The 18,594-nt window shown below is 39.0% G+C and carries 22 protein-coding genes and 1 pseudogene; 11 read left to right on the top strand and 12 right to left on the bottom strand.

Translation table 11 applies throughout. From position 1 onward, the window contains the following. The first annotated feature begins 146 nt into the window (after nucleotides 1-146). Nucleotides 147-1,691: an OprO/OprP family phosphate-selective porin gene (locus CRENPOLYSF2_RS11545; RefSeq protein ID WP_087144097.1), complete on the top strand. Its 1,545-nt coding sequence runs from the start codon at nucleotides 147-149 to the stop codon at nucleotides 1,689-1,691. 97 nt (nucleotides 1,692-1,788) lie between these two features. On the opposite strand, the gene CRENPOLYSF2_RS11550 is transcribed toward CRENPOLYSF2_RS11545, so the two are convergent. Beyond that, nucleotides 1,789-2,037, bottom strand: a complete 249-nt coding sequence (locus CRENPOLYSF2_RS11550) for a CopG family transcriptional regulator (RefSeq protein ID WP_087144098.1) — start codon at nucleotides 2,035-2,037, stop codon at nucleotides 1,789-1,791. Further along, on the bottom strand, nucleotides 2,009-2,230 hold the full coding sequence (locus CRENPOLYSF2_RS11555; RefSeq protein ID WP_245807984.1) for a BrnT family toxin: 222 nt from the start codon (nucleotides 2,228-2,230) through the stop codon (nucleotides 2,009-2,011). Before CRENPOLYSF2_RS11555 ends, CRENPOLYSF2_RS11550 begins: the two co-directional genes overlap by 29 nt. A gap of 156 nt (nucleotides 2,231-2,386) precedes the next feature. Between CRENPOLYSF2_RS11555 and CRENPOLYSF2_RS11560 the strand changes: the two genes are divergently transcribed. From CRENPOLYSF2_RS11560 to CRENPOLYSF2_RS11580, 5 genes are all read left to right on the top strand, one after another. Next, complete coding sequence (locus tag CRENPOLYSF2_RS11560) at nucleotides 2,387-3,919, top strand: choice-of-anchor I domain-containing protein (protein ID WP_087144099.1); 1,533 nt, start codon at nucleotides 2,387-2,389, stop codon at nucleotides 3,917-3,919. A gap of 22 nt (nucleotides 3,920-3,941) precedes the next feature. Next, nucleotides 3,942-5,228 (top strand): lipopolysaccharide biosynthesis protein, encoded by a 1,287-nt coding sequence (locus tag CRENPOLYSF2_RS11565; RefSeq protein ID WP_087144100.1) that lies wholly within the window; start codon nucleotides 3,942-3,944, stop codon nucleotides 5,226-5,228. 354 nt (nucleotides 5,229-5,582) lie between these two features. Beyond that, the gene (locus tag CRENPOLYSF2_RS11570; protein ID WP_140396850.1) at nucleotides 5,583-5,816 is read left to right on the top strand and encodes a hypothetical protein; all 234 of its coding nucleotides are present in this window, start codon (nucleotides 5,583-5,585) and stop codon (nucleotides 5,814-5,816) included. A 136-nt stretch (nucleotides 5,817-5,952) separates the two neighbouring features. Further along, on the top strand, nucleotides 5,953-6,201 hold the full coding sequence (locus CRENPOLYSF2_RS11575) for a hypothetical protein (RefSeq protein WP_176371109.1): 249 nt from the start codon (nucleotides 5,953-5,955) through the stop codon (nucleotides 6,199-6,201). A gap of 338 nt (nucleotides 6,202-6,539) precedes the next feature. Then, complete coding sequence (locus tag CRENPOLYSF2_RS11580; protein WP_140396851.1) at nucleotides 6,540-7,052, top strand: hypothetical protein; 513 nt, start codon at nucleotides 6,540-6,542, stop codon at nucleotides 7,050-7,052. Between the two features lie 711 nt (nucleotides 7,053-7,763). On the opposite strand, the gene CRENPOLYSF2_RS11585 is transcribed toward CRENPOLYSF2_RS11580, so the two are convergent. After that, nucleotides 7,764-8,006, bottom strand: a complete 243-nt coding sequence (locus CRENPOLYSF2_RS11585) for a CopG family transcriptional regulator (protein WP_087144194.1) — start codon at nucleotides 8,004-8,006, stop codon at nucleotides 7,764-7,766. Between the two features lie 233 nt (nucleotides 8,007-8,239). Between CRENPOLYSF2_RS11585 and CRENPOLYSF2_RS11590 the strand changes: the two genes are divergently transcribed. Beyond that, entirely contained in the window at nucleotides 8,240-8,497 is a 258-nt protein-coding gene (locus CRENPOLYSF2_RS11590; RefSeq protein WP_087144104.1) for a CopG family ribbon-helix-helix protein, read from the top strand. After that, entirely contained in the window at nucleotides 8,494-8,784 is a 291-nt protein-coding gene (locus CRENPOLYSF2_RS11595) for a type II toxin-antitoxin system RelE/ParE family toxin (RefSeq protein ID WP_087144105.1), read from the top strand. The genes CRENPOLYSF2_RS11590 and CRENPOLYSF2_RS11595 overlap by 4 nt, the downstream gene beginning before the upstream one ends. 453 nt (nucleotides 8,785-9,237) lie before the next feature. Here the strand turns inward: CRENPOLYSF2_RS11595 and CRENPOLYSF2_RS11600 are convergent, their stop codons facing one another. Together CRENPOLYSF2_RS11600 and CRENPOLYSF2_RS11605 are read right to left on the bottom strand one after the other, a co-directional pair. Then, a complete protein-coding gene (locus CRENPOLYSF2_RS11600) occupies nucleotides 9,238-9,570 on the bottom strand; it encodes a type II toxin-antitoxin system HicB family antitoxin (RefSeq protein WP_087144106.1) in 333 nt (110 codons plus the stop codon). Beyond that, nucleotides 9,551-9,820, bottom strand: coding sequence for a type II toxin-antitoxin system HicA family toxin (locus CRENPOLYSF2_RS11605; protein ID WP_087144107.1), 270 nt, complete (start codon nucleotides 9,818-9,820; stop codon nucleotides 9,551-9,553). The genes CRENPOLYSF2_RS11600 and CRENPOLYSF2_RS11605 overlap by 20 nt, the downstream gene beginning before the upstream one ends. Nucleotides 9,821-10,149: 329 nt before the next feature. Between CRENPOLYSF2_RS11605 and CRENPOLYSF2_RS11610 the strand changes: the two genes are divergently transcribed. The 3 genes from CRENPOLYSF2_RS11610 to CRENPOLYSF2_RS11620 are packed head-to-tail and all read left to right on the top strand — an operon-like array spanning nucleotide 10,150 to nucleotide 11,055. After that, complete coding sequence (locus CRENPOLYSF2_RS11610; protein WP_245807985.1) at nucleotides 10,150-10,440, top strand: CopG family ribbon-helix-helix protein; 291 nt, start codon at nucleotides 10,150-10,152, stop codon at nucleotides 10,438-10,440. A 59-nt stretch (nucleotides 10,441-10,499) separates the two neighbouring features. Next, nucleotides 10,500-10,760, top strand: coding sequence for a type II toxin-antitoxin system ParD family antitoxin (locus CRENPOLYSF2_RS11615; RefSeq protein ID WP_087144108.1), 261 nt, complete (start codon nucleotides 10,500-10,502; stop codon nucleotides 10,758-10,760). Between the two features lie 7 nt (nucleotides 10,761-10,767). After that, nucleotides 10,768-11,055: a type II toxin-antitoxin system RelE/ParE family toxin gene (locus tag CRENPOLYSF2_RS11620; protein WP_087144109.1), complete on the top strand. Its 288-nt coding sequence runs from the start codon at nucleotides 10,768-10,770 to the stop codon at nucleotides 11,053-11,055. Nucleotides 11,056-11,290: 235 nt separating this feature from the next. On the opposite strand, the gene CRENPOLYSF2_RS11625 is transcribed toward CRENPOLYSF2_RS11620, so the two are convergent. The 7 genes and pseudogenes from CRENPOLYSF2_RS11625 to tnpA all read right to left on the bottom strand — a co-directional run bounded on the left by CRENPOLYSF2_RS11625 (nucleotide 11,291) and on the right by tnpA (nucleotide 18,528). Continuing rightward, nucleotides 11,291-12,655 (bottom strand): glycosyltransferase family 2 protein, encoded by a 1,365-nt coding sequence (locus CRENPOLYSF2_RS11625; RefSeq protein ID WP_087144110.1) that lies wholly within the window; start codon nucleotides 12,653-12,655, stop codon nucleotides 11,291-11,293. Between the two features lie 23 nt (nucleotides 12,656-12,678). Further along, complete coding sequence (locus tag CRENPOLYSF2_RS11630; RefSeq protein ID WP_087144111.1) at nucleotides 12,679-13,911, bottom strand: glycosyltransferase; 1,233 nt, start codon at nucleotides 13,909-13,911, stop codon at nucleotides 12,679-12,681. 36 nt (nucleotides 13,912-13,947) lie between these two features. After that, entirely contained in the window at nucleotides 13,948-14,859 is a 912-nt protein-coding gene (locus CRENPOLYSF2_RS11635) for a glycosyltransferase (RefSeq protein ID WP_087144112.1), read from the bottom strand. Further along, nucleotides 14,859-15,953, bottom strand: coding sequence for a non-hydrolyzing UDP-N-acetylglucosamine 2-epimerase (wecB, locus tag CRENPOLYSF2_RS11640; RefSeq protein WP_087144113.1), 1,095 nt, complete (start codon nucleotides 15,951-15,953; stop codon nucleotides 14,859-14,861). Before wecB ends, CRENPOLYSF2_RS11635 begins: the two co-directional genes overlap by 1 nt. Continuing rightward, nucleotides 15,946-16,959, bottom strand: coding sequence for a polysaccharide biosynthesis protein (locus CRENPOLYSF2_RS11645; protein ID WP_087144114.1), 1,014 nt, complete (start codon nucleotides 16,957-16,959; stop codon nucleotides 15,946-15,948). Before CRENPOLYSF2_RS11645 ends, wecB begins: the two co-directional genes overlap by 8 nt. After that, on the bottom strand, nucleotides 16,946-17,851 hold the full coding sequence (locus tag CRENPOLYSF2_RS11650) for a dTDP-4-dehydrorhamnose reductase family protein (RefSeq protein WP_087144115.1): 906 nt from the start codon (nucleotides 17,849-17,851) through the stop codon (nucleotides 16,946-16,948). The genes CRENPOLYSF2_RS11645 and CRENPOLYSF2_RS11650 overlap by 14 nt, the downstream gene beginning before the upstream one ends. A gap of 414 nt (nucleotides 17,852-18,265) precedes the next feature. After that, nucleotides 18,266-18,528: pseudogene (tnpA, locus tag CRENPOLYSF2_RS11655) on the bottom strand (IS200/IS605 family transposase). Nucleotides 18,529-18,594: the final 66 nt, after the last annotated feature.

The raw sequence follows: 18,594 nt of genomic DNA on the forward strand, positions 1-18,594 counted from the left end.
GAGCTTATTGGCTCTCATGCGGTCATTTGTTGTTTATTTTGCATTATTGTTGCCTTGTCACACAACTGTAACATTCCTGTCATAAAGCTGTCATATTTGTCCCTTAAGCTGTTCCAAGTTTTCCCATATTAACTTGCGAGCAATCCATGAAACAACCAAGACTCACTTTGGCGATAGCAACAGCTTTAATAGCAGGCGCATCATCGACCGCTTTTGCGATTGACCTTTATGTTGATACCCGTACTCAACAAATCTATGCAGAACCTGGCTCACACCGTGAATTGATGGGGTCTTTTGAAAGAAAAGAAGATCAAGCCGCCGACACACTAAGCCCTTCTGATACCCAAGCTATTAAAGAAGACTTGGAAGCCAAAACTTTGCAGCTCAATGCGATGAAAGAGCATATGGATGAAGCTGAGAAAGTTAAAGTCAAAATGGATGAAAAAGGCTTGCAGGTTGAATCAGCGGATAAAAAATTCAAATTCAAATTGGGTGGCCGTATTCAAGCAGATTCTTCATTCCACAGTGGCGATGTGATGTCAAAAGGTGGGATTCCTGTTGAAGCCAATGATGGTACAGAACTGCGCCGTGGCCGTATCCGTTTTGAAGGCGTGTTTGGTACTGATTGGTTGGCTAGATTGGAAGCCGATTTTGCAAATGATCGTACAGCGGTTAAAGATGCGTTTATCCAATATACCGGCTTAAGCAAATACGCAAACATTACGGTCGGCCAACAAAAGCAAAACTTCAGCCGTGAGTTGCAAGAGAGTTCTAACGATATGATGTTTACTGAGCGTTCTTTAATGAATATCTTGGTAGCTCCTGTCGCTGACCGTGCCATCGGCCTTAATTTTACCCATAATGATGAAAAATGGATGGGTGAAATCGGTGTTTTCGGCGATTCGATTACACCACCCACCACATCCGGCAGCGTTGATGCCAATGGCATAGCCAAGCCTGGACGGGTTGCTATGGATGAAGGCTGGGGCATTTCCTCACGTTTTACCTATAACCCGATCATAGAAAAAACCAAAGTGATCCATTTGGGTGTGGCAGGTAACTACAGAAAAACCGATGATAACGGTGAAGTCGCGAAAAGTGCGCCTTTGAAAAATTCTTACAAAACCACCAACATGTCCGATTTGTCGCTGATCGATAGCGGTATAAGTAATGTCACGGATATAACCATGCTAGGCTTGGAAGCTGGCGGTATTTACGGGCCTTGGTCAACCGGCTTTGAATACACCAAAAGCTGGATTAACTGTAACGAAAATTGTAACGACATTGACAAAACCGATAAAATACAAGATGGTGTTAACTTGGATGCGTGGTATGGCGAAGTTGCTTACACACTTACTGGTGAATCGCGTGGTTACAAAAATGGCAACTTTGGCTATTTGAAACCCGCCAAGCCGTTCAGTCTGAAAAACGGCGGCTGGGGCGCATGGGAATTGGCGGCACGTTATTCGGAAGCCGATCTTAACGACGGTGAATTTAAAGGCGGTGGACTTTCTAACGTAACCGTTGCGCTTAACTGGTATATCAACAACAATTTCCGCTTGATGGCAAACTATACCCGCATGTTGGATATTAGAAATTCGCCCTTATCCACACTGGATGGTGCAGAACGTATCAGTGGTGATAATACTGACCTGGATACCTTTATGTTACGTGCCGCCATGTTCTTCTAAGCAACACTTTTCATTGTTCGACCTTATAAAGCCAAGCGGCTTACCGTTTGGCTTTTTTTATTGTGTCATATTTTTTTGCATGGCACAAAATCCAACTTTATTTGGTAGCTATGTTAGAGTGTTGCGACTCAACATAGGCATCAAGCAATCGGCGAATCATGCGTTGATATTGGGTGTGATTTTTAGCGGCCTCCAACTTAAAAAATTCAACACTTTTTTTACTCAAGGCTAACGTAACTTTAACACCTTCTTCATTGAAGGCCAGTTCAGCAGGTGAGGGCAAAAAGTCCGCAGTCACTTTAACATCGCCCAGAGGTTCATTTGTGTACTTGATTTTCACGCTCATAAATTGCTTTCCCTTTACGCCAGTAACCAGCGCCAATAATTCGAATAACAGAAGAACGATAAGTAAACCGCACCGTCAGAATGCCCTCTTCAAGCGCACCAAAACAATAAAAACGCTCTTCAGCTTGGCTATGGGATTCGTCTTTAGCAATAATACGGAAGGGGGTCAGCAAAAGCATATTGAGCAAGGCCAAATGAAATACCGTGCTTTTCTTGATTTAACAAATCTTTGTCCGCATCCCATTCAAATGTTGTTTTTGCCATGCGTTAAAGTTAGCATACAGCCATAAAAATAACCATATATTTATATGTACAACACTCAACATAACTCTTATATTGCTACTATCACGATGAAATTGTCCTTAAAAATAAGTCCGCTCATCAAATTATTGCCTTTTTTATGCCTAGTCGCTTGTGCATCAATTCCAAGCCCTACTGCTAACTGGCATGTCGATGCTGTAAGCCTTTATGATTCAGGGCATGACAAAGGCACGGAAATCATCGGCGTACAACAAACCACGCTACGTGCCGTACTCAGTAATTTTGATACCGGCGAAGTGGATGTGTTGGATGTAAGCAAGCCCACGCATTTGAAAAGAACCGCGCGTTTTAATTTAGGATTAACCAAGGGCGAAGAACTCACCTCGGTGGCTTTTCACCCGACTTTAGATGTGTTTGCAGCGGTGATTGATGCCGGTAATAGCCCTGGTCGATTAGAAATGCGCTCCGCATCAACCGGCGCAGTATTAGATCGACTCACCGTTGGCTTTGGCCCCGATGCCGTGGTGTTTTCAGGTGATGGCAGTGTGCTGATGATTGCCAATGAAGGCGAAGATTTTTTGTTTGAGCCATTGAATAAACAGTTTTTCAGTCCAGAAGGCAGTATTTCACTGGTGCGCCTGAGTAAAACCGGACACATCAACAGCCATAAAAATTTGGAGTTGGCCGATGTGATTAACCACCAAACGATTGTCATTAACCAAGGCGGTCGGTTTATGGAACGGGAAATTGACTGGAACGGCGATGGTAAAATCAGCAAAAAAATAGATTTTAACGGCGACGGTGTCATTGACAAGAAAAAAGTGCTACTAGGCTACTTTGAAGGCCGTGACGTGTTCGGTACTGAAACCAGTGGCGAGAAAAAAATATTAATCCCGGTAAAAACCCATTCCCCGGCCTTATTAGAGCCGGAATACATTGCCATTAGCCCAGATGCCAGCAAAGCTTATGTCACCTTGCAGGAAGATGATGCGGTCGCGGTGGTGGATTTACGCACTGAGCAGGTTATTAGTTATTATGGGCTGGGCGCTAGCCAGCATAAAACCGATAGCCATTATGACGGCTGGGTAAAATTTGACCAAGCGCTAACAGGATTACGTGAACCCGACGGCATTACCACCGTCGCTGATGGCCGCTATTTCGTCACCGCTGATGAAGGTGACACCGACTCGGACAGTGCTAGCCTGGCGGACAATCAACCTACCAGCGGCGGACGCTCAGTCAGCGTGTTTGATGCGGCCACCGGCACGTTGCTGGGTGATACCGGCAACCAGCTGGATGAAACGGCCTTCGCCAATAAAATCTACCCCGAACGGCGCAGTAGCAAAAAAGGCTCTGAGCCGGAAATGCTGGTGGCTGTCGAGCTGGACGGCATACCCCATGTTGCCGTAGGCATGGAAAGGGCAGGGGCGGTCGAATTGATTTCACTCGCCGATCCTCGCCACCCCAAAGTTGTCGCCTTAGGCAAAATTGCCGGTGATGAAAACAAATCACCCGAAGGCATCGCCCATTTTGAGGTGGCTGGCGAGCATTATGTGATTACTGCGAATGAGATGAGCGGTACGGTCGAGTGCTTTAAAATCAGCCGCCATCGTGCTGAGTAATCCATAGGTAATGGCGTAACCTATGCCGGAAAACTATGCGTTAGACTTGCGCCCGACCAATTTTCGCTCACTGTTTTTATTTGTACTCACGCTGGGCAATTATGCCCTCATGTATCTGGCCAATATTGTATTGGCCAGATCGCTGAGTGTCGGTGATTTTGATGATTACAGTGTCGCGTTGTCTATAGTTACCATGCTGTCTACCTTGGCCACATTAGGCTTGGAAAAATACGCCTTACGTGGCATCGCCTTATTTCGGGAACGCCAAGATTGGCGAAAATTTCGAGGCTTCTGGTTGTTTTCACTCAGAACCATTTTTAGTTTCAGCGTGTTGCTGGTTATATTACTGGGCATTGGGCTTGAAACTTTATTGGCCTTACACGATGCCGATTACCATATCGCCATCGTGTTATTTGCCGGTTTTTTGCCGATTATTGCTATCACCTTATTTCTGGTTGAAGTTATTTCCGCACAAGGTGCCCACCTGCTAGGCTTCAGTCTTTATCGATTATTTTTACCGCTGGTGTATTTGCTGTTAATCACTGGCTATTCGGCAAGCCACATCCCGCTCACGGCATCGACAGCCGTATTGTGTTTTGGTGTGGCCTGGACATTAACCTGCGGTGTTATCTGGTATGCAGCCAAACTGTTAATGCCCACCGAAGTTAAACACGCCACCCCGTTATCACTGCCCAAAAAATGGCTGAGCCGCTCATTACCTCTGGTGTTTAACAGCTTGATGCTGACCGTGATGACCAGTAGCGGCGTGGTTATCCTGGAATTACTTTTTCCTTCCGGTCTAGAGGTGGGTATTTATGCCATTGCCGCACAAACCGGCGGCTTTATTTCCCTCATAGGTACATCGACCAACCGTTATTATCTACCGATGATGGTTATACTGGTTGAACATAAAGACAGAGCAGGCATACAGCGGTTAATTAAGCAAAGAACGCTGGTGGTAGGCAGCCTTATTTTAAGCTTATTCGCTGTCATTGCCTTTTTTGGTCAGCCGTTACTGAACCTGTTCGGCAGCCAATTTAGCAGCGGCTATTTAACCTTGGTGGTTATTGCCACAGGGGCATCGTTTAGCGCGTTATTTGCCGATATTCCTTATTACTTGCAGTTTATGGGGTTTAATCGGCGCGTCCTTTGCGCAACGCTCATCGCTGCGGTAACAATGGTAACACTGGCTTTCTACCTGGGTAATTTGTTCGGAACTATTGGCGTAGCAATTGCCTATATGTTACCTGTGGTTTTATTGTTTAGCAGTTTTCGGATGATGGTAGAACACCACTTTAAGCAGTTTTAAAACTTACTTTAACTGGCTGCATTGTTATTTTTACCCTGCTTATTTTGGGCTACTCACTTAAGACGGGACAGTTTCAGGTTAAGCCGTTCGTGGTGAGCGTGTCGAACCATCATCGGCTTAACCGCCCACCCTTCGACACGCTCAGGGCGAACGGTTAAGCCTTGCACCGTGTCCAACCTTAAGTGGGTAGCCCTGTTTTGCAATTGTCACACAATCTTCATGTAACCTTAACAAAGCCGTCATATAGGGGCGATACACTGCACCCAGCGTAATTAGCCACAGATACTTAAATGTAATTAATTATGCCTAGATATTTATACTCTTCTAACCGAAACTATTTTTTGGAGATTACGCATGATGAATAAAAAAGCCTCTTTGCTTCTTATAATTACTGTACTAAGCTTTTTCAGTTTTAACGCGATGGCTGCCGGTGAATGTGCGGCACAAGTTATGTCAAAGTTAGCGTCAAATTCAGCTTATAAACAATTGAACACACAGCTTGCTCCAAAAGTAGCCAATTTAACCACGTTGTTAAGAAATGTTAAAGATCAACCTAGTACACCAAATTGGAAGTCAACAGGATTTTAATTTAGCTTTATGCTGTACACAATCAGCATTTCATTCATTTTTATTATCCTGTTTTTATACGATTTGATGTACTAGCTATGCAGCATTACTGAGCGCTGTTAAAGCTACTGCGGGCACTAGTCGTTTAGTGATTACCTTGGCAGATGGTACAGTTGTAGTTGATACTGGCAAATCAGCCAACAACAACTATGCAACTTTCGCAGCAAAAGCCGTTAACGAAAACCACAACTCGCGTGTTGCCATCATGTTGGCTCAAACTCACGAATGTGGTCTTGGTGTTGAAACCAAATACAGCTCAACTGATAAATCTAATGAAAAATATGTTGCCATTCGTCTTGGCGCATACTTGGACAGTGCTGGTACAGCTAGATTATCTATGAAATAACAATTCTGTCAGTAACAGGGTCACGTTAAAGATGCAAAGGAAGTTATATTGACAAGGAGTCATTATTTATAAAAGCTTGTTTTAAGCGCTATTGCTTAAAACAAGCCGTAAAGTTGGCAGTGTCATATTTGTACAAAAATAAAAAGCTTCAAATCATAACCCCCAGCCACAACTCACTTAGCAAGCCCTCGGCTTGTCACATAATTGTCATAGAACTGTAACAAAATTGTCATATAGGGTCGATATACTAAGGTTTGCGTAATTAGCCACAGATGCTTGGATGTAGCTAATTATGTATAAATATTTAGTATTTTAATTACAATTTTTGGAAATTACATATGATGAATAAAAAAGCCTCTTTGGTTCTTATAATTGCTGCATTAAGCTTTTCTAGTTTTAACGCGATGGCTGCCGGTGAATGTGCGGCACAAGTTATGTCAAAGTTAGCGTCAAACTCAACCTATAAACAATTAAATAAACAACTTGCTCCAAAAGTCGCCAATTTAACCACGCTGTTAAGAGCTGTTAAAGATCAACCGACATATGCCGCATTACTGAGTGCTGTTAAGTCTACTGCGGGCACTAGCCGTTTAGTTATTACCTTGGCAGATGGTACGGTTGTAGCTGACACAGGTAAATCAGCCAACAACAATTACGCAACATTTGCAGCCAAGGCAGTTAACGAAAACCATAACTCGCGTGTTGCCATCATGTTGGCTCAAACACATGAGTGTGGAGTTGGCGTTGAAACCAAATACAGCTCATCTGATAAATCTAATGAAAAGTATGTCGCCATACGCCTTGGCCCCTACTTGGAAAGTGCCGGTACAGCTAGATTGTCTATGAAGTAATAACGGACAGTTAGTAGACAGGATGTCACTTTTTGTAAAAAACTTGCTTGGGCAGTGTAGCTCAAGCAAGCGGCTATATGCAGCGTGTTAAGCCTACACGGCACACATCCATCAGCAATTTCGTTTTATATCCCTCCCACCTGCCAGTTCATTCGATTAAAATCCACATAAGACATACTGATTGTACCGGTTTATGGGGTGATGCGACTGCACTTTAGTTGTCATACAAATCAAATAGTTATAAATAACCAGTTCTACAAATATGGTCATATTTTCCTTTTTCAAAAGACTGTAGATGCATATCTTAAGGACACTGTTATTGCTCTGAGACCATATATTTCGGACTACCCAGATAAATCAATAGGATGTTAAGTTTCAGCCACCCCATAATCCGGTACAACCAACCGCTATCTACCCCAGACGGTTTAGCACCGATTTGAATACCTTTATGCTACGTGGCACAACGTTCTTTTAAACAGCACTTTTCATTACTGCTACCTCAAAGCCGAGCGGCGTGCCGCTCGGCTTTTTTATTGCATCATGTTTTTTCACATGGCACAAAATCCAATTTTATTTGGTAGCTAAGTTAAGTGTGAATTAAGAGTTAAAAATCAATAATGCCGAATGAAACCTTCTCCAAAGGGAGAGGTTTGGGTGAGGGGGAAATAAAATAAACGTAGTTGACTGATTTCATAGTCTAAAAGTTAGCACTTAATTCGTATTTAAGTGTTGCGATTCAACATAGGCATCAAGCAATCGGCGAATCATACGTTGATATTGGGTGTGATTTTTAGCGGCCTCCAACTTAAAAAATTCAACACTTTTTTTACTCAAGGCTAACGTGACTTTAACACCTTCTTCATTGAAGGCCAGTTCAGCAGGTGAGGGCAAAAAGTCCGCAATCACCTTAACATCGCCCAGAGGTTCATTTGTGTACTTGATTTTCACGCTCATAAATTGCTTTCCCTTTACGCCAGTAACCAGCGCCAATAATTCGAATAACATTAGCATACCGCCATAAAAATAACCATATATTTATATGTACAATACCCAACATACCCCCTATATTGCCGTTATCACCGTGAAATTGTCTCAAATAATTTGACCAAAGTTGCGGGTGATATTAGTGGATCGATACATTATGGTATATGATTACAAACGAACCACATTAAACAGGAGTAATGATTATGGCTACTGAAGCATTTACCGTGAGAGCAGAATCAGATATTGTGCATCAAATCGATTTCCTAGCCGATTCTTTGGACAGGTCGCGTAATTATTTAGTTAATCTGGCTTTAAAGGAATATCTGGAAACTCACGCCTGGCAAATTGAGAAAGTCAGCCAAGGTATGGCGGCGGCTGACCGTGGTGAATTGGTTTCGCACGAGCATGTCATGCGTGAAATAGAAGCCTTGGTCGAGCACAAAGTAAAAGGCCAGATGTGAAAATAGTCTGGACTGAACCTGCCCGCCAAGATTTACGCACTATTTTTGAATACATTGCCGAAGAAAGCCCGAAGACTGCCCGCAGCCTGCTCTCTGAATTTAAAAAACGAACCATTCTACTTCAAGACAATCCTCTTATAGATCGAATGGGACGTGTCAATGGCACGCGGGAATTAGTAATAACAGGAACTCACTACATTTTGCCGTATCGTGTGCAAGCCAACCAAATTCAAATTTTAGCCGTTTTTCATACAGCGAGAAAATGGCCTGATGCCTTTGAAAATTAATCGCTTATTGTTATTCAATACCTTCGCCAAAATGGAAAGACGTACAAAACAATAAGTCATTGAATTAAAGTATGTATTTTCAAAAAATTGGTTTTTGATTAAAAATCATGTCAGCTTTTGGGTTTAGCGAGTTTTTAATACCAATTTTGGAAAATTAAAATTAAAATTACAACTTACAGCGTTTTCAACTTAGGACAGTTACAGCCACCGTTCGTGCTGAGCTTGTCGAAGCACGAACGGCACACTTCGACAAGCTCAGTGCGAACGGTTACGCTGTAACTATTGAACTGTGAAAACGCTGTAAGTAGTTTGGGAGAGTTAACTCATACGGTGCAAGGACGGCCAACCAAATTGGTGGTGATATTTAAGGCATATTGACATTACCAATATTTTTGATTTACCACCTGAAAGCGTTATGCTGCGGTATTACCTTATTTTGTAACGCAATGTAATTTAGGCACTAACTTCTCGACGTAAAGCATCAATAGCCCATTGATTAAGGCTTTTTCCGACTGCTTGTGCTTTAACTAGAGCCGCAGCATGAACTTCAGGAGGAACCCGTAACAATATTTTTCCATTAACTGGTTTCTCAGGCGATTTACCAATTTTTTTACATGCCTCAAGATAATCGTCTACAGCCTCTTTAAACGCTATATGTAATTCAGAAACATTATCGGCATGGAAGCTAATTAGGTCTCCAATACCAAGTAATTTACCAATTAAAATATTGTCTCGATCATCAAAGTCAATACGGGCTGTGTAACCTTTATAAGTCAGTGTGTTCATGATTAGCTCCGATTGCAATTAAAAATTCGCGAGCTTGCTCAACCTGATACGGCTTGGCTTCTTTGGCAGGATGCGGACGGTGGAACGCAGTAATTTTGCCATTAAACTCGAAGCGGACACGAGAATCGCGTCCTTCAATAACACAACAACCCAGTGCAATAAATAGCGCCTCAATGCGCACCCATTCAAGCGATGAAGAAGTTGGTTTAGTAAAAATAGCCTGCAAGGTTTTAGCGTGTTTAGCTCTCATGAGTAATATGCTATCAAAAAACGATAGCACAAGAAAGTTATTTTTTCTGTCATTATGTTTTTTACAGGCATTTTTGGTTTGAGGCGTTTCCTAACGAAGCTTTGGTGCTTTATCGGCTGTTAAAAGATATTCGTGCGATGCAGAAATTTTAGGCTTGTTGGTTACGAAGCCCAATTAAGTAATTTGGGAGAGTTAACCCATACGGTGCAAGGACGGCCAACCAAATTGGTGGTGATATTTGAGGCATATTGGCATTGCCAATATCCTTGAATTTACCACCTGAAAGCTTTATGATAAGGTATTACTTTTTAATACCCACGAGGCTAATTATGACCAGTCGAGCTGTCAAATTAGATGATGTTATTTATGATCGTCTGAAAGTTTTGGGCGAAGTACGCCAACGCTCACCGCATTGGCTGATGAAAGAAGCCATCCGTCAATATCTCGACCGTGAGGAAGCTGCGGAACATATCCGCCGGGACACTTTGCAACGGTTGGCACAATTTGAAGCTGACGGGAAAACAGTTCCCGATGATGCGGTGGATGCGTGGTTGGCCTCTTGGGGAACGGATAGCGATGCGGTGCAGAAGCGGTTACTTAAGTTAGTGGCGGATATTTAATAAAATAGATTTACAATAACAGTTCTTGTTATTGGTATTAAAACTGAGGCATTAAAACTATGAATATTTCCCTCAATCCCCATTTTGAAACATGGGTAAAAAACAAGGTTGAGAGCGGCCTTTATAACTCGGCCAGCGAAGTGATGCGCGAAGCCTTGCGCTTACTGGAAGAACGTGACCAACTGCGTGAATTGCGCCTTGAAACATTAAGGGCTGAAATTCAGAAAGGCATAGACAGTGGCGCGGGAACGGCTTTGGACATGGAAGAGATTAAAAATCGGGGTCGTGCGCGGCTTGCTGCTCAACAAATGGCAGGCTGAAATTTTAATGTCGTGCTTGTTAAAAAGGCCAGAAGCCGAAAACGACCTTGACGAAATTTGGTGGTATATTGCCCAGGATAGCCCAAACAACGCGGATATTTTTCTTGATCGCATTCAGAAAAGCTGCGAATCACTTGCCAATTATCCACATATGGGTATCAGTCGCGACGAGCTTAAGTCCAATTTGCGTAGCCACCCTGTAGGTAATTACCTGATTTTCTATTTTCCCATTGCGGACGGCATTGATATTGTTCGTGTCCTGCATGGGTCATGTGACATTGAAAATCTATTGTAGAAGCCGTCGTCGGTGACAGGTATTTGCTTTGAGCCGTTTCCTAACGAAGCTTTGGTGCTTTGTCGGCTGTTAAAAGATATTCGTGCTACAGTGTTTTTAATTTGAGACGGTTAATGTTGAAAATAGAAGTTCTATAAAAAATTAATATGAATCAACGTATTGATAATTTTGTATCTAAATTTCTAAGTAACTAATTGAGTATAAAAACACTGTAATATTTCTGTTATCCAAATAGCTATCTTTTAATTTTTTGATTTTTAAATGATTTCAATAAGTATGTTACATGAATTGGTGTTATTAAAATAGAAAATACAAGTGCGGTAATTTTTAATATTTGATCTTGTATGATATCCCAACAGGATTGCTTAATGAGCCGCCCTTGTTTCCATTGGTAAATCTGCGATGATTGTTTTAAAGAGCGGAGACTGTACTGTTTGCCTATGATTAGCATAGAATAGCTTTGTTCTTTGGCAGGCAGCATACCTTCCATATCAATAAATTTGAAATAATCTTTTAAATGTGATGCCAAAAAAAATACTGATGAAGGTTTGGTATTACGAATATGCTGCATTAAACTCATACAATCACCAGCCCCTTCACTAATATCAATGAGTATTTCATTAACAGTATCTGAAAATTCAATAGTAGATTGATTAGTTTCTGTTTGGTTTAGAGCGGTTAAATCTCGTTTGCCCAGTTTTCCTTCCAGTGTATCTTGGCGTGCCCATAGATAGGCATAATATAAATCGAAATAACCTTGCCATTTATGAGAGAATATTAAGTAATTCAAGTTCAAAAGATTTAGAAAAATAGCGATTGAACCGCCTTTTTTAGGTGGATACAAAGCCAATACAGTGAGGCGATTTCGTTTTCTATAGTATTCACGCCAAGCCACAGTAGGTTTTGTTGCACTAAAATTATGGCGAATGACTGATGAAGGTACGCCCCACAATAACCAACCTTTGCTTTGTGCGCGCAAACCCCATTCGACATCATCGTAAAATATAAAAAAATCACCAAAAATACCAACATTTTCAACACAACTTTTCTTAAGCAATACGGAGCATGCAGCAAGATAATCGACAGTCCAAGGTTGTGTATTTATTGGAACTCGAAATTGGCCAGAAAAGCATAGCTTTAAACTACCTATCCAAGGTGAAAAATGAGCTCCAATTTCCTGTACGATTTCTGGTTGATTATATAAACAAATTTGCGATCCAGCCGCACCAGATTTTGGGTTTGCATTAAGACAATCTAATAGTGGTTTTAATGCGTTTTTTTCGATAATAATATCATTATCTAATAGCCAAATAAACTGGCACTGTGAGCATTGTAACGCTATTTTCATCCCTGCGGAAAAGCCACCTGCACCACCTAAATTTTCTCCAGTTTGTAAAATGGAAACTTCTGGGAAATGGTGTTTAACATATTCACAACTACCATCTGATGAATTATTATCGACCAATAATAATTTTCCATCATGCAAAGCCAATTCTGAAAGTAAAGTAGATAAACTAGCTTGTAAATAATATTTACCATTCCAATTTACCATAACTGCAATAACAGTAGCATTAATTTGTTCGGCAAGAATTGATGGCATAGTATTAATTCAGGAAAATTTCATTATAATTTTGATAAAACTTTATCATATAAAGCTAAATGTCTATTAATAAATAAATCACGATTAAAATGTTTTTCAGCTTTTAGTCTCGCATTTTTCCCCCAACTTTTAAGGCGTAATGGTTCATTTATTGCAATTTCTAAACCAGCAGCAAGTCCTTGTGTATCTTTAGGTTTAACGAGCCAACCGTTTTGATCGTGATCAATAATTTCAGGTACGCCACCAGTTGAAAATGCAATAGCGGGCGTACCACATGCCATTGCTTCAATAGCAACACATCCGAATGTATCGGCAAGAGTCGGATACAAAAATATATTTGCGCAAGCATAATATTGAGCGAGTAGTTGATCGTTATAAATATATCCTGTAGTAACAACTTCTAAACCTTTAAAAAATATATTTTGGTGTTCATCCAGTTTACCAATAGCAATAATTAAAGGTTTAGACTTAAGCTGTTTTAAGGCTTCAACAGCATAATAATTTCCTTTATGTTTATCTGATAAATTTGTTGCTGTTAACAAAACAATAAATCTGTCTTTTGGTAAGCCAAGTATCTCTCTTACAATATTTTTGTCCAATGGTTTAAAAATAGCTGTATCAACAAAATTAGGAATCACAATTGGTTTAACTTTAAAATTAACAACCTTTATTGCTTCTTTAGCCAACCATTGGGAGGGAACAATTATAACAATGGGATAATCACCAAGTAATTTTATTTTAAAGTTCTGCATTGCCCCCGTAAAATCAATTTTAGTTCCTAATGGCAATTTATTAAGTTGTGGACATTTATTGCAGCCAGAATAAACAGCCTGACAATCCAGTGGAGCGATACATCCACCAGTAAAGGGAGAGCAATCATGCATTGTCCATATAATAGGCTTTCGCATGGCTAACCACTTAAGTGCGATAGGCGAAAACGTAAAAGAAATATCATGAAAATGATAAAGATCGTAGTTTACTGATTTGCGCTGTAAATGGATAAAAAGTTCTGGCGTCAAAAAATCTGGTAGGCCAATTGTTCTTGATCCAATTGCACATACGCCTTGAATCAATGATAACCATTGTCCACCATGCAGTTTATAAGTAAACCAATCAGCATTGATTCCTGGACGACCAACCCAATGATGCGCCTCATATTCCGGTAAATCATTTAATAATCGAGCTAGGCTAGCTGCAATTCTGCTTGCTCCACCACCTGTTGAGTCAGATTTACTTATAATAGCTATATTTGACATAAGATAATAAGATTTAGGCAACCTAAATAAATAGTTTTAGTTAATTTGGTGTCTGTGTTTTTTATAGAAAAAATAAGCCAAAATTAGCCAGTAGTTTATTGTTAAATATCGTTGATTATAAAATCTAGTAAATTCTAATGCTTTTTGCGCCGATAAAAACCTCTTATGCTTTATGGCATGAAAAGCACTTTGTATAAAAAAATTAAATTTATCAATTGTTCTATTAAATATGTCATTAGCATTAATATCAGCTAGACATTTTCTATAAAATTCATCACATTCAGAAATATGAATTGATATTATTTTATTAGTATCCTGTTCATTATGCAGGCGCGATTTTATAAGCAAATCAGTCATATGATGAAATTCGTATTTTTTAGAAATTCTGTACCACATATCATAATCTTGTACAGTTCTAAGCTGTTCATCAAAAAAGCCAACCTCTTCAAAAATAAAGCTAGGAATTAAGACAGTACAACCATGTATAGGATGACTAGTCATTAATGCATATTTAAATTCTTTTGGCTCAATATTTGGATTACGCTGTGTAAATAGATAATGGCCATTCTCATCAACAAAATCATAATCACTGTATAAAATGACATTTTTTTGTAGCTTATGAAGGTAAATTATTTGATTATTTATTTTTTCCGGACAATAAATATCATCATGACTTAACCAGGAAAAATACTCTCCCTCCATTTTGCGGATGCCCAGGTTTAGGGCGCTTGCTACTTTGCCATTTTCCTTATAAAAATAGCGAATTTTGTTGCCATAACTTAGTGCTATTTTTTCGGTTTCCCCATTATCACTAGAGCCATCATTTATAACAATAATTTCAACATTAGGATAAGTTTGAGCTAATGCACTATCAATTGCTTCATTAAGATAATTAGCTCCGTTATAAACAGGGATAATAATAGAAACAAGTGGTATAGGATTAGACATTAATATGTCCCTAATACAATTTTTACTACCGTTTGACTAACATTGTTTTTTTTGTATTCTTCTGGAATTTTCCATTCTGTATTTAAGTCTAATGCAATTTTGACACTATTTAAAATATTATCTATTTCTGCACCACTAATAATATTACTCCCTGATTCCAACGTTTCTGGTCGTTCAGTAACATCGCGCAACGTTACATTAGGTACGTTAAATAAGCAACATTCTTCCTGTACCGTACCTGAATCCGTCAAAACACATTTGGCATGTTGTTCTAAATGAACGAAATCAAATAACCCCAACGGCTCTAACATACGCACATCGCTTTGCTCATGATTAGAATTGTAAACAATACCTTGTTTTTCAATTTGGTATTTGGTTCTGGGGTGTGTACTACAAATGACAGGAATAGAATAATCTTTACTCAATCGGTGTAAAGCAGTTATAAATTTAACAAGCCTTTCATTAATGTCTACATTTTCTGCTCGATGCAAGCTAACCAAGAAATACTCACCCTGTTTAATATTTAAAATATGTAAAATATTGCTGTCTAAAATAGATTTTTGATAAAAATTTAATACTTCATGAATTGGATTCCCAATTACATAAATATTTTTGCTATTAATACCTTCTCTTAATAAATTAATTTTACTTTGTAGGGTATAAGGCAAAAGAATATCACTAGTGTGATCAATAATTCTACGATTGATTTCTTCTGGTACACGATCATCGTAACAGCGGTTTCCTGCTTCCATATGAAATACAGGTATGCCAAAACGCTTAGCAATAATTGCTGTTAATGCACTATTGGTATCTCCTAATAATAAAAGCCTATCTGGATTTTCTTGTAAAATAATTTTTTCACAGCTGGATAAAATATTACCTATTTGCTGAATGGCTGTATCCGCCTTAGAATCTAAACTATAATCTGGTTGTCTTATTTGTAATTCTTCAAAAAAAATATTACTCAAACATTTATCATAGTTTTGTCCAGTAAAAACGACTTTGTGCTCACAATAACGATCAAGTAAAGGAATAATTAAACTTAAACGAATGATTTCCGGACGTGTACCAACAATCGTCATTACCTTAAGCATTTGCAATTTCCTCTTGCACCATATCTAATTTAAGTAATATTTTTTTTATCTCTTCAATATTTAAACGGTGAGTATTGTGGGAAGTATAATCTTCAAGTGTAGCAATTTCAGTTTGGCCTTCGGAAAAATACTTATCGTAGTTTAAATCCCGATTATCTGCAGGAATACGATAGTAATTGAGTAAGCTTTCTGCGCGTGCCATTTCTTCCCTGGATACCAATGATTCATATAGTTTTTCACCATGTCGGGTTCCAATTACATTAATGGGATTAGATTTATTCAGTAGTTCCTTTAAAGCTATAGCCAAATCACCAATAGTAGATGAAGGTGATTTCTGTACGAAAATATCCCCTTGTTTACCGTGTTGAAAGGCATATAACACCAGATCAACAGAATTTTCTAGCGACATGAGAAATCGGGTCATACTTGGATCGGTTACTGTTATTGGTTTTTCTTGTAATAATTGCGTTATAAATAATGGAATTACTGATCCGCGCGAAGCCATAACGTTGCCATAACGTGTTGCACAAAATATGGTTTCCCCTGTGTTTTGGTTTCTCGCTTTAGCGATCATTAGTTTTTCCATCATAGCTTTGGATAGTCCCATTGCGTTGATTGGATAAACAGCTTTATCAGTACTGAGCACGATTACATGCTTAACATTCTGGGCTATTGCAGCGGTCATCATATTCTCTGTACCCAAAACATTGGTACGGACAGCCTCCATTGGATAAAATTCACAAGATGGAACCTGTTTTAGCGCAGCGGCATGAAATACAAAATCTACTCCTTTTAAAGCCTGATGAATACTGTCATAGTTTCGAACATCGCCAATATAAAACTTCAGTTTGTTATTATTTAATGACAACCGCATTTCTTCTTGTTTTTTTTCGTCACGACTAAAAATACGAATTTCTTTGACATCAGTTGCTAAAAAACGGTTAACAACTGTATTACCAAATGAACCAGTACCACCAGTTATCATTAAAATTTTATCTTTGAACATTATTTTCCTGTAATTGATAATAGTCATGCATTATTTTTATTAACTCTGGCCATTCAGGAGAAACATAGCCTGTTGCTTTTAGAAAACGTTCTGCATTTAATGACCTGTCAATAACTAAAGAGTCATCAGGAATAATTTGAATTTTTTTAGAGTAAATATCCGCTATCAATTGTAGTAGATCAAGTTTACTAATGGGTTTGGCTGCCACATGATAAAGGCCTTTTAATGATTTATTAGGTATAACAATATCTCGTATTATTTCTGCAAGTACAACAGCAGGTAAACCTGAAAAAATGACTTTTTTGAAACCTTTTACTTTAATTTGTTGAGATAAAAACCACTCAACTAATCCTCGCTGGGTATTTAATTCATGACCAATGATAGATGTTCTCAATGTAACAACATGAGCCTGATCATTTATTTCACCTAAATATTTAGATCGACCATATAAATCGTTAGCATCACTTAAGTCTTGCTCAATATAATTCCCAATATTTCCAGAAAATACACAATCAGTACTGATGTGAATAAGACGCGCCCTAGATATTTCGCAGAGTCTTAATAGACGGTGTGGTAATAGTGAATTAATAGAAATTGTTAATAATTGGTCATAAGAGTTTGCTAATTGTTTGACTACTCCTATACAATTAATCACAATATCAGGTCGAACGATACGAAATATATTTACTAAAGAATCATTATTTTCGATATCAACGCCGGAAATAATTCGTTGTGAAAATTCAATAGGAAAATATTTCTTAATATTTTCTGATCTTACTGTGCTAAAAACGATGAACTTTTTTTGTTCATTTAAAACACGAACCATCGTATTTCCCAGCATTCCACTGGCACCTAATACAAGAATTTTTTCTGGATTAATATTATTTTTCATAGGGATTTTATCAATACAGAACGGAATTATTTTTGCTTTTCATGATTTAATTTGTTGTTTTATAGTTATCCAGCATAAGCCAAAGTGACAGTAATATTTTTTGCCATAAAATTACAGAATTATAGTTTTTATAACGCCTTGATTATTAATAGTAAATATTCAACAGCAAAGCCGATGGCTTCATGTTGTGAACCGCTCGAAGCGGTAAGGGCATGTCTTTATACATAAGTCGAAAAAACCTAAAAAAATTAATAGCGCTATGTTTTTGTACCCTCGTTGATTTTACTAGAATTTTCGGACTTGTGTATAAGGACATGCGGTAAGGGGGGGGTCGCTAACGCGGCTCCAATTTAATAGCTACCAATAGGTAGCAAGTCAGTGCCATAGGCTCAATTGTTCAATCCTATGATCTTCTTATTCTTGGTGACGTATGTACTGCCGAATAATGGTTTCATCCCGCTAAACCGTTGAAACAAAATAACCAGGCGCCCAAAAATGTTGTCCAACATTGTTCGCTGTTTCTCTCCATACACCCGTGCAAGATGAATAGCACTCTTGCCTTTAATATAACCAATCATCTGCGATACTGAATATTTCGGTGGTATCGATATCAGCATATGAACATGATGATATTTACATTTTATTTTTGAATGGCTTAAGCTTTCTTTGTCGTCCATCAGACTCTCCTCTATCACGTACTTGGCGGTTCACGATTACGAGTGTCTTGATGGACTCCTGTTAAT

Source organism: Crenothrix polyspora (assembly GCF_900163755.1).
GTDB lineage: Bacteria > Pseudomonadota > Gammaproteobacteria > Methylococcales > Methylomonadaceae > Crenothrix > Crenothrix polyspora.